14 protein-coding genes are annotated in these 15483 nt (G+C 28.1%); 7 read left to right on the top strand and 7 right to left on the bottom strand.

Features of this window, described 5'->3' with window-relative positions:
• Positions 1 to 33 precede the first annotated feature (33 nt).
• Genes mnmG through FP421_RS08760 form a run of 3 tightly spaced genes read right to left on the bottom strand, consistent with a single transcriptional unit; the run spans position 34 to position 5736 of the window.
• The gene (gene mnmG / locus FP421_RS08770) at positions 34 to 1911 is read right to left on the bottom strand and encodes a tRNA uridine-5-carboxymethylaminomethyl(34) synthesis enzyme MnmG (RefSeq protein ID WP_159949660.1); all 1878 of its coding nucleotides are present in this window, start codon (positions 1909 to 1911) and stop codon (positions 34 to 36) included.
• 43 nt (positions 1912 to 1954) lie between these two features.
• The gene (gene ybeY, locus FP421_RS08765) at positions 1955 to 2368 is read right to left on the bottom strand and encodes an rRNA maturation RNase YbeY (RefSeq protein WP_159949658.1); all 414 of its coding nucleotides are present in this window, start codon (positions 2366 to 2368) and stop codon (positions 1955 to 1957) included.
• 2 nt (positions 2369 to 2370) lie between these two features.
• The gene (locus FP421_RS08760; RefSeq protein WP_159949656.1) at positions 2371 to 5736 is read right to left on the bottom strand and encodes a DUF4175 family protein; all 3366 of its coding nucleotides are present in this window, start codon (positions 5734 to 5736) and stop codon (positions 2371 to 2373) included.
• A gap of 114 nt (positions 5737 to 5850) precedes the next feature.
• Between FP421_RS08760 and FP421_RS08755 the strand changes: the two genes are divergently transcribed.
• The 7 genes from FP421_RS08755 to FP421_RS08725 all read left to right on the top strand — a co-directional run bounded on the left by FP421_RS08755 (position 5851) and on the right by FP421_RS08725 (position 12394).
• Positions 5851 to 6687: a hypothetical protein gene (locus tag FP421_RS08755; RefSeq protein WP_159949654.1), complete on the top strand. Its 837-nt coding sequence runs from the start codon at positions 5851 to 5853 to the stop codon at positions 6685 to 6687.
• Positions 6688 to 6918: 231 nt separating this feature from the next.
• Positions 6919 to 8439 carry a glutamate--tRNA ligase gene (gltX, locus tag FP421_RS08750; RefSeq protein ID WP_159949652.1) on the top strand — a complete coding sequence of 507 codons (1521 nt, stop codon included), beginning with the start codon at positions 6919 to 6921 and terminating at the stop codon, positions 8437 to 8439.
• A gap of 2 nt (positions 8440 to 8441) precedes the next feature.
• Positions 8442 to 8966 carry a hypothetical protein gene (locus tag FP421_RS08745; protein WP_159949650.1) on the top strand — a complete coding sequence of 175 codons (525 nt, stop codon included), beginning with the start codon at positions 8442 to 8444 and terminating at the stop codon, positions 8964 to 8966.
• Between the two features lie 160 nt (positions 8967 to 9126).
• Positions 9127 to 10056, top strand: coding sequence for an SPFH domain-containing protein (locus FP421_RS08740; RefSeq protein ID WP_201288820.1), 930 nt, complete (start codon positions 9127 to 9129; stop codon positions 10054 to 10056).
• Entirely contained in the window at positions 10049 to 10558 is a 510-nt protein-coding gene (locus FP421_RS08735; protein WP_159949648.1) for a hypothetical protein, read from the top strand. Before FP421_RS08740 ends, FP421_RS08735 begins: the two co-directional genes overlap by 8 nt.
• Before the next feature lie 84 nt (positions 10559 to 10642).
• Positions 10643 to 11506, top strand: a complete 864-nt coding sequence (locus FP421_RS08730; protein ID WP_159949647.1) for a LytTR family DNA-binding domain-containing protein — start codon at positions 10643 to 10645, stop codon at positions 11504 to 11506.
• A gap of 6 nt (positions 11507 to 11512) precedes the next feature.
• Positions 11513 to 12394 carry a LytTR family transcriptional regulator DNA-binding domain-containing protein gene (locus tag FP421_RS08725; protein WP_159949645.1) on the top strand — a complete coding sequence of 294 codons (882 nt, stop codon included), beginning with the start codon at positions 11513 to 11515 and terminating at the stop codon, positions 12392 to 12394.
• A gap of 199 nt (positions 12395 to 12593) precedes the next feature.
• Here the strand turns inward: FP421_RS08725 and tatA are convergent, their stop codons facing one another.
• From tatA to FP421_RS08705, 4 genes are all read right to left on the bottom strand, one after another.
• A complete protein-coding gene (gene tatA / locus FP421_RS08720) occupies positions 12594 to 12782 on the bottom strand; it encodes a twin-arginine translocase TatA/TatE family subunit (protein ID WP_159949643.1) in 189 nt (62 codons plus the stop codon).
• A 37-nt stretch (positions 12783 to 12819) separates the two neighbouring features.
• Complete coding sequence (locus FP421_RS08715) at positions 12820 to 13512, bottom strand: head GIN domain-containing protein (RefSeq protein ID WP_236548082.1); 693 nt, start codon at positions 13510 to 13512, stop codon at positions 12820 to 12822.
• 105 nt (positions 13513 to 13617) lie between these two features.
• Entirely contained in the window at positions 13618 to 13998 is a 381-nt protein-coding gene (locus FP421_RS08710; RefSeq protein WP_159949641.1) for a hypothetical protein, read from the bottom strand.
• A 67-nt stretch (positions 13999 to 14065) separates the two neighbouring features.
• On the bottom strand, positions 14066 to 15406 hold the full coding sequence (locus tag FP421_RS08705; RefSeq protein WP_159949639.1) for a T9SS type A sorting domain-containing protein: 1341 nt from the start codon (positions 15404 to 15406) through the stop codon (positions 14066 to 14068).
• Between the last annotated feature and the right edge of the window lie 77 nt (positions 15407 to 15483).

Below are 15483 nucleotides of genomic sequence, written 5' to 3'. Positions count from 1 at the left end.
TCCTCGTGGAACAATAGCAATTTTATTTTCAATTTATCTACCCATGTACACCAACAAAACAGAAATATCACTGGGGGAAACTCCGCTAATTCTACTAGCTTGCGATATTGATGTAGGTTGTATTTTACTTAATTTTTCTCTTGCTTCGTAGGAAAGTGATTTTACTTTCTGATAATCAAACTTAGAAGGAATGGTTACATTCTCTAAACGGTTTAATTTATCGGCGTTATTTTTTTCTTTCTCAATATATCCAGAATATTTAAGATGGATTTCTGCCTGCTCAATAATTTCTGAATCTATGTTTTGCTCCTCTATAAAAACACTTAATTTTTGAATGTTTTTAAAATCAGAAAAAGACAATTGTGGTCTTGCAGCAATTTTAAAAAGCTTCATAGATTGATTTACCAATGCTAAATTTTTTGATTCTAAGATTGGATTAATTTCTTCTTTTTTAACGCTTGTTTCTTTTAAAAAATTGATTAATAAATCTGTTTTTTCTTGTTTCATTAAAACACGATCCATTCTTTCTTTTGATGCCAAACCTAATTCAAAAGCCTTAGGAGTTAATCTTAAGTCTGCATTATCTTGCCTTAATAAAGTTCTATACTCTGCTCTGGAAGTAAACATTCTATATGGCTCTTCTGTTCCTTTAGTTATTAAGTCATCTATTAAAACACCAATATAAGCTTCGTTTCTTTTTAAAATGAAAGCATCTTTTTCTTGAACTTTTAAAGCTGCATTTACACCAGCCATTAGTCCTTGAGCTGCTGCTTCTTCATAACCTGTAGTTCCATTAATTTGTCCAGCAAAAAACAAATTCTTAATCAATTTTGTCTCTAAAGAATGGGTTAATTGTGTTGGCGGGAAATAATCATATTCAATAGCATACCCATATCTAAAAAACTTTACATTTTCAAAACCTTCAATAGAACGAATTGCCTTATCTTGAATATCTTCTGGCAATGATGTAGAAAATCCATTTACATACATTTCACAGGTAGTCCAACCTTCTGGTTCTACAAATATTTGATGTCTTTCTTTAGTTGCAAAACGATTCACTTTGTCTTCAACAGAAGGGCAATATCTTGGGCCTGTAGATTTAATTCTACCATTAAACATTGGCGATCTTTCAAATCCTTCTCGCAATAAATCATGCACTTTAGGATTTGTATATGTTAACCAACACGAACGTTGTTTTGTTAACTTTTTTGTAATTGGCAAATAGGAAAATTTCTCTGTGTATTCATCACCTGGTTGTTCTGTCATTTTAGAATAATCTAAAGATCTACCATCAACTCTTGGAGGTGTTCCTGTTTTCATTCTGCCAGATTCAAAACCTTTTGCCACTAAATCTTCGGTAATTCCTCTTGAAGCTCCTTCACCTGCTCTTCCTCCACCAAAACTTTTATCACCAATATGAATCAATCCATTTAAAAAAGTCCCAGCAGTTACAACCACTGTTTTAGATTTTATTTCTAAACCTAAAACCGTTTTAACACCAATAATTTTATTTCCATCAAACAGTAATCCATTAACAGAGTCTTGATAGAAATCTAAATTATCAGTTTGCTCTAGCATGGTTCTCCATGCTTCTGCAAATTGCATTCTATCAGATTGTGCTCTTGGGCTCCACATTGCAGGCCCTTTTGATTTGTTTAACATCTTAAACTGAATCGCAGTTTTATCTGTAACAATTGCACTATAACCTCCCAAAGCATCAATCTCTCTTACAATTTGTCCTTTAGCTATTCCACCCATTGCAGGATTACAACTCATTTGAGCTATATTCTGTAAATTCATTGTAATCAACAAAGTGTGAGCACCCATGTTTGCTGCTGCTGCTGCTGCCTCACTACCTGCGTGACCACCACCAACTACTATTACATCGTATGTTGTATTAATTAAACTCATATGTATAGTTCCACGTGAAACTTAATTTGTAAATAATTGATTATCAGTTTTTTAAACTATTTAAAGCATTATTCTCAGCGGTTCTCATAGATTCTTTCTCTTGTTTAGATTTGTCTTTATAACCCATGTAATGTAAAACACCATGAATCATAACCCTGTGTAATTCTTCCTCAAAAGAAACATTATAATCTTTAGAATTATCCTCTACTCTATCAACAGAGATAAAAATATCTCCACTAATGATTTGACCTAAACTATTATCAAAACTGATAATGTCAGTAAGAGTATCGTGTTGTAAAAACTCAACATTTAGTTTGTGTAGATACTCATCATCACAAAAGATATAATTGATTTCACCAACTTCAAAGCCCTCTTTTGAAACCGTAGTTACAATCCAATTTTGTAAAAGATTTTCATCTTTGATTTTAAATGAAGTTTCATAATTAAACTCAATCATTGTTACTCTCTCTTTTTATCTGAAAAATAAGCTCTAACTTTCTTTTTATAATTTTGCTGCAAAGGTAGTGATTGTCTGTTTAATATTTCTGTTTGATTATAAAACTGCTTTTTAAATTCAATTGCTTTAATTTTTCGTTTTTCAAACTCTATTAAACTTGTGTTTGATTTTCGTTTTTTATCTTTTCCTTGCTCTAATGCTGCTTTGTCTAATTTTAGTAATTCGTAATTTAAGTTTTGCATTTTTTGTAATGTGCTAGAATTAAAACCTTTTTCTAAAATCTCATTCTCTAGGTCTTCCATTATTTTTAGAGCTTTTCTTGCATTAGAATTCACGCCATTACCATCACTTTCAGATTTAAAAATTTGTTCTTGTAGTTGTTGACGTAACATACTTTGTTGTTTGTAGATTTGATAAATCTCTCCATCTAAATCATCATTAGAACCTCCTTCTCCATTACCTTTTTTCTTTCCATCTTCTCCAGGTTTATTTCCTTTTCCGTTCTTACCTTTATCACCCTTATTACCATCTTTTCCTTTCTCCCCTTTTTGACTATTTTTATCAGGTTTATTACCTTCTTTTCCTTTACCTTTTTGCATTCCTTTTTTCATTTGCTTTGACAAACCTTCTTGTTTCTTTATCAAATCTGGCAAACTAAATCCGTTTCCTTTACCTTTTTTTCCCTTCCCCATTTTCATGGACATAGAATTTTTCATACTATTTAAAATATTACTTAGATAGTCTGATAAATTATTCACAGCTGTCATTACATAGCGTTGATTAGAAACACCGTTTCTAAACCTATTTTCAGAAAAATTATCTAAAGATTGATCTAAATTATAATGTGTAGTGGATAAATCATCTTTAATTTTAGCTGAAATTTTAGGCAAACGCATAGATAAAACATACAGACTATCGTCTATGTGCTCAAAATAAGTTTTGAGTTGGTTTTGTCTTTTTAAGTCTTTACCAAAATCTGGATGTGAAGTAGATGTAGTGCTAAACTTATTCATCAGATTTTCTTGCTGAAAAGAAAAAATAACTAGATTCTCTAAAATCTTTCGAAGGTCTTCCATGTTTTCTTCCATAGATTCACCTTCCATTTCTAACATTTTTTGTTGCATTTTAGAACTCATTTCTTTCATCTTTTTAGATGAATTCTTTTGGTTCTTTTTTGCATTAGAAGATTTATTCTCTTTTAGGTTCTTTTCAGATTTATACAACTCTTCATCAATTTCTTCCTTTTCATCATCAACATCTGGAAGCTCCATGGGTTCTTTTAACTTCTCATTATCTTTATTCAATTCTAAAAGCTCTTTCTTAATGTCATTAAATTCTTTTTGAATGTTTTTTTGATCTTGTAAAGTATTCTGTTTTTTTGTAACTAACTCTTCTTGTTTTTTAGAAAGGTTTTCAATTTTATTGGCAATTTGCATTGTTTTTTGCTCAACATAAAAACGTTTAGTTAGTTCTAAAATTCTTTCTAAACTGCGTTCTTGTTGTTTGTTTTGTTGTGCTAATTCTTTAGACTTTTTCAGCAAATCGTCTTTATTTAATTTCTCTGCCATTTTTTGAATTTCATCCAATAGCTTTTGTTGTCTTTGTATTTTTTTTAATTCTTCTTTTTTGTTTTGAAGATTTTCATTTTCTTCTTTCTTTTCATCAAGATTTTCTTGCAACTTGTCTGTTTGACGTTGCATCATTTGATTGTATTGATTCTGACGCTGAATAAATTTTTGAATCTTCTTTTTATCATTCCAATTAATTTTTTTCTTCCCTTGTAACTCTTTTTGAACGTGCTCTAACTCTTTTTGTTGTTTCTGTTGTTTGCTGATAGAGTTCTCAATATTATTAATAGTGTTTCTCTGCTCTATCAACAATTCCTCCTCTATTTCTTGATCTGTTTTTTGACGATATTGAAATACTTTACTCTTGGATTTTTTGTTTCCATTGACGGCGTCATTATCATAAACTTGAAAAAACATTTCATAATTAATTCCTTTCTCTAAAGTTAATCCATCAGGAAATTGATAAAAGAAAGATTGTATATTTTCTTTTGATATTGGTAGCTCAAAAATGTTTTTCTGACTTGGATTTTCGTCATCATAATAAACCAATTGTAACTTCTTTAATCCGTAATCATCTGATATTTGGCCTGCAAAGAAAGATGTTCCACGTGAAATACTATCGATGTTAGATTCTACTGTTATTTGAGGATAATCATCTTTAACAACATCTACAGAAAATTGTAGATTATCATAATCTTGTAAGTTAGAGTTGGATGATGAAATTTGATAATTCATCGATTTAAGAATCCTTTTTGAATATTGAAAAGAATCTTCTGATTGGTTATCAAAAAACACTTTATTATTATTGTTGATAAACGCAACTGAATCTGTTTGGTTGGTAGTTACATTCCAGATAATTTCTGTTCCTTCTGGCACAATTATACTTCCAGAATTTTGAATTGTTTCGTTTTTCTTTTTCAAATACCTTGGATAGTTCAAGTCCAAAGTAATGTTGTTTATTGTTGGTGTTTTTATAATATTAATTTGATAATCTTGAGATTGAATTTCGTTTGCCTCAATATAAAAATCTATTGGTTGTTGGACATCAGAAAAAGTGTACGAAAAAGTTCCGTTTTCATTATTTTGAAGATAATATTGTTGATTATCAAAAATGATTTTAGCTTCATTTGGCAAAACACTTCCAACAGTTTTAACCTGAATTGTAATTGGTTTTCCTTGAATAACTTGCAAACTTTTATTGATCACAAAAAAAGTAAATGGTGCTGGTGGTGAATAAGCTTTTTGATGATTGACAACACGTTTGAAACTCTGTGATAAATCACTATTAACTCCTGAAAATAAGGTAATTATCCAAATTAAAACTGGTATTATTGCATATTTTAAATACTTTGTGTTTTGTTTAAAATCTACAGCTTTTAAAAAAGGAATAGGCTGTAATTCTTCAGATTTTTGATCAATACTTGCCAACAATAAGTCTGTAGGATTATTATTTTGTTTAAGTTGTAAAACATTTAATAGTTTGTCTTGTACTTCTGGAAAATGGCTACCAATAATTTTTGAGGCTTGCTCATAAGAAATTCCTTTACGAAGACCAAACAATTTAAAAATAGGAAAAGCAATAAAACGAACTAAAAGAAAAACCTCAACGAGTATAAAAAACCAAAATAATAAGGTTCTAGCTGTAGGTTTTAGCCATAAAAAATACTCTAAAAAAAGCGTGAAAAATAAGTATACACATCCTAAAGAAAGGAATAAAATGACGCCTTTTATCAACTCACTTGTATAAAATTTACGCGTAAATTGATATAGTTTTTGCTCTATGTTTTTAAATCCACTCATAATCAACTAATAAAAATACTGTTTTTTAAATTGCTGACCATTCAAATTTTTGTTAAAACGGTTTTGTAAGTATTTTACTAAAGATACTACTAAGCAATCATAAATTTTAACAAAATGCAAAAGTTAGCAAAACTCGTTTTTTTATTTATCAGTATTTCTTTACTATCACAAAGTCCTTGGACACAAAAAGAAGGAAAATTTTACACCCAAGTCTCATTTACAACAATCTCTAATTATGATACTTTATTTGGAAATCCTGATAATAGTCTTGAGCGCGAAATAACAGATCAAACTTATCAACTATACACAGAATACGGTTTAACCAATAAAACAACATTACTTTTTAATTTACCCATTAAACATATCGAAACAGGAAATCTTGCAAATCCAAATATATTTAGCGGAACTATACCTGGGTCTGAAACTGCTTTTGGTAATATTGCATTTGGTCTAAAACATCAATTCCATCATAAAAAATGGGTTTTAGCGGGTCAAATTGATGTAGAATTTAATACCGCAAATACTTATAATAACGATACAGGAATTAGAGTTTCTTATGACGCAACTACGATTACACCTCTTTTTTTAGCTGGTAGAAGTTTTGGAAAAACTTACTTACAAACTCATATTGGACTACAATACAGGTCTAATGATTACAGTTCTAACTTTAAAGTTGGTGGAGAAATAGGACACAAAATTACCAAACGTATTTGGTTGGTTGGTTTTCTTGATGTTGTAAAATCTTTCGAAAACGGAACCATAGACTTTCCACTTGTCAATGATCAAACTGGTTTGTATGTAAACAATCAAGAATATGGTGCTTATGGTTTAAAAGGAATTGGAGAGTTTACTAATAACTTTGGAGTAACTGCAAGTTTTGCAAGTGCTTTTTTTGGCAATAATGTACCCAAAAAAGCTGCTATTAATTTTGGAATTTATCGTAAGTTTTAAACTATACTTTATATCCTCATAATACATAAAAAAGACCCATCAGGTTTTGAAAACCTGATGGGTCTACCTTTTAAAAAATTCGTAAATTTGAAGTCATAAAATATATCATTATTTTTAAATAAATAGAATTAAAATATTTTAAACTCTTCATTTTTGAAGTCTTTTTTCTTTTCTCTAATTTCTATTCTCTCTTTTAAAAACTATCTTTGCAACACTTAAAATTAAAAGAAAATGGAATCTAATGTTCGTGTTCGTTTTGCGCCAAGTCCTACAGGACCTCTTCACATTGGGGGTGTAAGAACCGCTTTATATAATTATTTATTTGCTAAAAAACACAACGGAACTTTTGTATTACGTATAGAAGATACAGACCAAACACGTTATGTAGCTAACGCAGAACAATATATTATTGATGCTTTAGAATGGTGTGCTATACCTTTTGATGAAGGTCCAGGAAAGAACGAAAAATTTGGTCCTTACAGACAATCAGAACGCAAAGATTTGTACAAAAAATATGCAGATCAATTGATTGGTACTGGTTGGGCATATTACGCTTTTGATTCTTCAGAAGAGTTAGACGCTCATAGAAAACAACATGAAGCAGAAGGAAAAACGTTTATCTACAATTGGCATAATCGTGAAAAAGGACGTTTGGTAAATTCTTTGGTTTTGTCTGATGATGAAGTACAACAAAGAATTAATTCTGGAGAAAAATTTGTAGTTCGTTTTAAAACTCCTCAAGATGAAACTTTGATTTTAGAGGATGAAATTCGTGGAACTATAAAAATAGATACCAACACTTTAGACGATAAAATTTTATTTAAAAGTGATGGTATGCCAACCTATCATTTGGCAAATATTGTAGACGATCATTTAATGGAAATCTCTCATGTAATTCGTGGAGAAGAATGGTTGCCTTCTCTCCCACTTCATAGCTTATTATACAGAGCTTTTGGTTGGGAATCTCCAAAATTTGCACATTTACCACTAATTTTAAAACCTGTTGGAAAAGGAAAATTAAGCAAACGTGATGGTGATAAATTAGGCTTTCCTGTTTTTCCTTTAGAATACACAAATGAAGTTAATGGTGATGTTTCTTGTGGTTATAAAGAAGATGGTTATTTTGCAGATGCCTTTATAAATATGTTAGCTTTCTTAGGATGGAATCCAGGAACAGAACAAGAAATTTTTTCTCTAGAAGAATTAGTAAAAACATTTGATTTAAAGCGTGTTAGCAAATCTGGAGCGAAATTTAGTCCAGATAAAACCAAGTGGTTCAATCAGCAATACATGCAGTCTAAACCTGATGAAGAATTGACTGATTTATATCTTCCTATTTTAGCTGAAAAAGGAATTATTGCTGAAAAAGACTATGTTCAAAAAGTAGTTTCATCTGTTAAAGAAAGAGCTATTTTTATTCAAGATTTTTGGGGTTTATCCTCTTTCTTTTTTGTTTCTCCTAAAGAATATGATGGCAAAAACGTAAAAAAGAATTGGAAGGAAGGAACTCCAGAATTAATGAAGGAATTAATTGATATTATCAATTCAATTGAAGACTTTTCATCAGAAAATACAGAAAAAGAAATCAAAGAATGGATTTCTGGCAAGGAAATTGGGTTTGGTAAAGTGATGCAACCTTTACGTTTAAGTTTGGTTGGCAAATTGGCAGGACCTCATTTATTTGATATTATTGCAATGATTGGTAAAGAAGAAACTATAAAACGACTTGAAAACGCCATAGAAAAATTATAATTATGAAAAAAATATTCATCCTTTTTATTGTCCTATTTACTACTATCTCTCAAGCACAAATGAGAAACAGTATGCAACGTCAAAGACAGATGAATCAAACAACTCAAAAACCTCCAGATCCTGATTTTAAAATCGAAAAATATGTAGGTATTGTTATTTATGATATTAAAAAAGCGGCAAAAAAGTCGAAGGTAAAATTATCATCAGATACCGGAAAAACATTTTCTAAAACTCTTTCTGAATATAATAAGAGAATTAGTGATATTAAGAGAATTAATAGTTTTCTCTTAAAAAACACTAAAAATATGATTGATAATTTTCAGAAAACAGCAATGAAAACTGGTGATTTTTCCAATCAACAGAAAGTGGCTAAAGAAATGAATGAAAACCTAAAACCACTTTCAGAAACCTTAAAAAAAGAAGATCTTGCTTTCGATAAAAAACTAAAAAGTTTACTTTCTGCAAAACAGTATAAAAAATGGATAAAGTATAACAGAAAATTATATAAAATCTTTCCTAAAGAATAAGTTTTATTAAAAAACAAAATATAAAACCCTGTAAAATATTTATTTATAGGGTTTTTTTATTTTTAATATGTAACATTATTACTAAAATTACTACTTATAAGTACTTAATCTTTTAAGTATCTTTACATCACACTTTTATTAACTTTTAAAAACTTATACAATGATTGCTACATTACCCATTATTATTGTTTTAATTGCCTTAGTTATTTTTATTACTTTCTTTATGGTAAAACAACAAACTGCTGCCATAATTGAACGTTTTGGAAGATTTCAAAGCATACGTCAGTCTGGTCTTCAAGTAAAGATTCCTTTTGTGGATAGAGTTGCAGGAAAAGTGAGTTTAAAAATTCAGCAATTAGATGTAATTATAGAAACCAAAACATTAGATGATGTTTTTGTAAAATTAAAAGTTTCTGTACAGTATAAAGTAATTAGAGATAAAGTTTATGATGCTTTTTACAAATTAGATTATCCTCATGATCAAATTACTTCTTTTGTATTTGATGTAGTAAGAGCTGAAGTACCAAAAATGAAATTAGATGATGTTTTTGTAAAAAAAGATGATATCGCAATTGCTGTAAAAAGAGAATTACAAGAATACATGACTGAATATGGTTATGATATTATTAAAACATTAGTTACAGATATTGATCCAGATGCTCAAGTAAAAGCTGCAATGAATAGAATTAATGCAGCAGATAGAGAAAAAACAGCAGCTCAGTTTGAAGGTGATGCACAACGTATTTTAATTGTAGAACGTGCAAAGGCAGAAGCAGAAAGTAAGCGTTTGCAAGGACAAGGTATTGCAGATCAAAGACGTGAAATTGCTCGTGGTTTAGAAGAGTCTGTAGAGGTTTTAAACAAAGTAGGTATCAACAGTCAAGAAGCATCTGCATTAATTGTTGTAACGCAACATTATGACACATTACAATCTATTGGGCAAGAAACCAATAGCAACTTAATTTTGTTACCAAATTCGCCACAAGCGGGAAGCCAAATGTTAAATGATATGGTAGCTAGTTTTACTGCTAGCAATCAAATAGGTGAAGCTATGAAAAACGCAAAATCAAAGAAAAAGAATAATGAATAAAAAATTCTTATTGGTAATATGCCTCTTCTTTAGTTTAACACTATTCTGTCAAACTAAAGAAGAAGCTTTACGTGATGCAAAAATTACTTCAAAAGCTACTTTAGAATCAAAATTTGAAACAGTTTTAAACTATACTTATCCACCTGTTTTAAAGATTATGGGAGGTAAAGACCAAGCTTTGAGTTTAATTACTGATACAATGAATACTATGAAAAAACAAGGGTTTATTTTTAAATCTGCTGAAGTATTAGAAGTATCTGAAATTATAAATGAGCAGAACCAATATAGATGTTATGTAAAAACTAAAAACATCATGCATATTAATAAAATGAAAATTATGTCTATTTCATACCTATTAGGAATTTATAATACCGAAGATAAACTATGGAATTTTATAGAAGCAAAACAGTTATCAAACCCTATGATGAGTTCTGTTTTACCTGATTTTAAAACTTCTTTAGATATCCCAAAAGGAACCGTAAAAACTGAAGAAATAGAATAATTACATTTTTTCAAAACTTAAACTTTCTATTTTAACTAATAAAAATTTTATATTTGATACTCTTTTTTAAAGATTATCACTATAATGTTAATATACAACTGGTTAAAAAAACCTTATTTTTTTATAAACTCTCCAAAATTTAATTTAATATTATCTTTTGGTGTTGGATTGTTTATCTTCTTGTTTTTATTTTCTTTTCAACCTTTTGGAATAGCAAGTATTTTAAACAATAAGTTTTTATATACAGGTGGTTTTGGTCTTGTTTCTTTTATAGCAATGGTTTTCTTTTTTGTTGGATTACCATTCTTTTTTAAAAACTATTTTAAGGATGAAAATTGGAATGTTGGTAAAAATATTTTTTTCTTATTTTGTTTACTAGTTACAATTACTTTAGCTAATTATTATTACAATTCTTTGGTACAAAATACAGAAAATATGTACCAACTTTCGTTATCCAGTTTTTTTGTGTACACTTTTTCATTAGCTATATTTCCTATTCTCCTTTTTACCTTTGTCAGTGAAAAATTGTATAGAATCCATAGAAAAAAGACAGCTAAAACAATAATGTTGTTTAAGAATACTAGTTTAGAAAAAAATATAAATGATGAAATAAAGATTTATGGTGATAATAAAAAAGAAAACGTAACTTTTTATATTAATGATTTGATTTACATTACATCACAAGGCAATTATGCCAGTTTTTATTTTAAATCAGAAAAAGGTATTAAAGAGAACATTTTAAGAAATACTCTTTCTAATATTTTTTCTAAACTTGAAAATTATTCAAACATTATTCGTTGTCATAAATCTTATATTGTAAATTCTGAGTTTATGAATACTGTTTCTGGAAATGCTAGAGGTTATTATTTAGAATCAGATGTATTAACCACGCAAATACCTGTATCTAGAAGTTTTAAAAAAGAAGAACTTCAAAACTTAATTTCTTAATTTTTTATGAAAACTTTTTTTTCTTGGTTATCTAAGCCCTATTATTTTAATCCAAATTTAAATTTTAAGTTCAGATTTAGTTTTTATTTTAGCTTATTTGTGTTTCTATTTCTTTACATTTTTAGACCTTTTTATTTATCACTTTTTGATGTAATTATTCTAGAATATACCATTGGTATTGGATTAATTGCATTTTTAGGTACATTTTTTATGCTTTATGTACCACCATTATTTTTTAAAGAATATTTTAATGAAGATAATTGGACAGTAGGTAGAAGTCTTTTTTTGGTGATTATTGGTGTTCTTTTTATTGGTACTTTATTATGGTATTTTGGAGAAATGTACAAAGAACCTTTTCAATTAAGAAAACTTTCTTTAATAGAATATTTAACATATAGTTTATTAGTTACTTCATTACCTATGAGTTTATATACTTTTTATAATGAAAGAATAGTTAGTGAAAAAAGACAAAAGAGAATAAGTCAAATTAGAAATTATAGAAAGCAGCAACAAGATCAAAAAAAAGAAATTTTAACTACAAAGATTAAACTCTATTCTGATAATAAAAAAGAATTTATAAGCTTTGATATTAACAATCTTGTATACATTACTTCTCAAGGAAATTATGCTAGTTTTTTTATAAAAAAGGACAATTCTGAAGATTTGAAAGAAGAAATTCTAAGAGTAACTTTGTCTAAAATTGATGCTGCTTTAGAAAACTATAATACTATTATTAGATGTCATAAATCTTATATTGTTAATACAAAGTTTATGTATGATATTGCTGGTAATGCTAGAGGATATCTTTTAAAATCTAAATTAATTTCTTTTGAAATTCCTGTATCAAGAAAATTTAATAAAAATTCTTTGTTAAGTTTATTAAATTAGGTTTCCTATTCATCCCAAATATTGATAAATTCTTCCCTTTTGTAACATTTTTTTTAAAAATACATTATTGAATTATATATTTGCTAAAATAAATTGAATTAAAAATTTTGGGGGATTTTTTTAATTTAAAAAACAAAAAGCTCAACTTGTGTAATACAAATTGAGCTTTTTTTATGCTTTAAAAGAACTAGAATTCTTTCTATTTCTTTTCTTCTAATTTTTCGTCAGATTCTTCTTTGGCTGCGTTTTTAAATTCTTTTATTCCACTTCCTAATCCTCTCATTAATTCTGGAATTTTTCTTCCACCAAATAATAATAAAATTACCACAACAATAATAATAATTTGTGGTCCACCAATCATTCCGAAATATATAGCTAAACTGTTCATTTTTTATTTTTTAGAGTACAAAGATACAAAAGTAAGTCTAATTTCTTTTCTGAATAATTCCACCAATTACTTTTTTATCTTTTATTACTTTAGGATTTCCTTTATAGAAAATAGAACCTCCAAAACTAACCTTAGCATTTAACGTAGATCCTGCTAAAATTTCTGCTTTAGCTCCTGTACCTGCTTTAACTGTTGAATTCCCAGTAACTTTCATATTAAAACCATGATATGTTCCATACAAATCTACATCTACTTCTTGGTTGTCTGCAGTTCCTGATAATTTTACAATACCACCTGAAGATGTTCTTACTTTTAGTGTTTTTATAGAAGATGTAAGGTTTATAAACGCTCTTTCTTGTGCATTGACTTCTAATTTGTCCTGATTAAAATCTTTACCAGTTATGGTTGCACCTTCATTAGCATCAATAATATCAATCTTTTTATTGTAATATAATTTGATTAAAACTTTACCTTCTGCAGCGTTTTCTGAAGGTTTTACAGAAAATTTCATGGAAAGTTTTAATGTATTATCAACATTTTTAACTTTTACTCTTTCAGATTTCTCTCCAGAGATTTCTAGAGCTTGTTTATCTGATTTTATTAGTTCTACTTCAATACCATTGTAAACCTTTAATTCTGAGTAATCACCAAGGTTTTTAGATATTGTAGATTGTGATACTATAGAAAAACTTGTTACTAACGCAATTAAAAAAAATGTTCTTTTCATCATTTTAAACTTTAATTATACTACTTAGATAATAAGTATACCAATATAAAGACTTAATTTGAATTTTATTGTTGCAATAACATTAAATTAATAATAAAAATTTTATGGCTAAATACCTTTTTTTATAGGAATAATATTTTGAAAATAGTATTCTCTATATAAAAAATGATTATTAATCGTATCAATTTTAATGATAATATCTCCTTTATTTTTTTTATCTACGAAACTAAGTTTATAACCTTTATCAAACTTTGTAAGCGTAAGGTTTTCTTTTCTTTTTAATTTATGCACTAATAAATAAATTTGTTTTTTAGTGTACTGTAAATCCATTTTATGTACAACTCTTTGATCTACAATAAGTGTATCTTTTAAAATAATAAATTTCTTTGGTAATTTAACGTTTAAATGATTCTCAACAACAGAATTAGAAGTGCGGTTGCAAGAGAAAAAAAGAAAAATACTTAAAATAAGAATACCTTTTATTTTCATTTTACAAATTTACGATATTTATTATCAATTTAAATCTGTAAGTATCTAAATAAGTTGTGATTAAATTTTAATTTTTTATAATTTTCTTGGTGATGGTTCTTGTATTTATTCTAATTTTTACCATATAGATTCCTTTAGGAAAAGAGGAAAAGTTTATTAAGGTATTTCTACTTTCTAATATCTTTTTTCCTAATAAATTATAAATGGTTAATGATCTAAATTCATCATTAGAAACTTTAATTTTAAAATTATTAAAAACTGGATTTGGATATAAAGCTACTAAGTTTTCTATACTATTTTTTTCTACAGAAAGTAAGGTTGTATTAAAAGTATAAACTCTTGGAAAAGCTTTATTACTTGCTGAAATAAATGTGTCTCCATCTGCTGATAATGCTAATGATTCACTAAAATTGCTACTTCTCCAAGTAGAAACATCTTCACCTCTTTGAGTCCAATTATCATTATTATAAATATAGTTTTTAACAGTATAATTGTAAGGAGAACCTACTGCAATTTTTGTTCCATCAGATGATAAAGAAGTGATGCTTCCATTTGTTATTTTACTACCTAGTAAGCTCCAGGTATCATTATTATTTTCATAAATACTTACCCCTTCACTAGAACCAATTGCAACTTTATTTCCATTTGATGATAAAGAAACACTTAAAAACTCTCTAGTTGTTGTGTTTAAACCTGTAAAATCATCACCTATTTGAGCCCAATCATTATTTTCAAATTTAAAAACTTTTACTTTTTTTCTTCCTTTGTTTCCTATAGCTAATACATTACCATCATCAGACATGTCTAAAGTATATCCAAAGGCATCATAATTAAATTCACCTTCTAAAGTGGTACCTCTTTGCGTCCATGTTCCATTAATGTTTTCATAAACATTGACAAAACCTTTTTTAGACGAATTTGTTTTATAAGCTGTTGCTGCTAAGAATTTTGCATCAGGACTTAACACTACTTTGTATCCCAAATAAAACTGAGTTCCATCACCAACAATCTGACCTATTTTTTCCCAGGCATCATTTTTATATTCATAAATTCTGATGTGACCTTCATCTAAATCTCCACCTTCTGGAGCACCAACAGCTAATATTTTACCATCTGAAGATAAAGAAACACCATGACCAACTTTTTCTAGAATAGATTCATTTGTAATATCATTTCCTAATTGTTGCCAATCATTATTTACGTATTTAAATACTCTAACAAAACTATTCTCATTATTCCCAGGAGCACCAACTGCTATAATAGATCCATCATCAGAAACTGCAACACCAGTTCCAAATTTACTTGGTTTTGTATTACTTTCATCTGGGTTATTAATTTGATTTCCTAATTGAGATTGACTAAAAGCCATGACAGGTATAAAAAAAAATAGAAGTAATTTTAATTTCATGATATTTGTTTTTTACAAAAGTCAATCTTATATAAACAAAAAAAAATACGTCATCTGACGTATTTTTCTGATTTATA

Source organism: Polaribacter septentrionalilitoris (assembly GCF_009832745.1).
GTDB classification, from domain to species: Bacteria; Bacteroidota; Bacteroidia; order Flavobacteriales; family Flavobacteriaceae; genus Polaribacter; species Polaribacter septentrionalilitoris.
The sequence above is the reverse complement of the archived record's forward strand: the minus strand, read 5'-3'. Positions and strand labels throughout refer to the sequence as shown.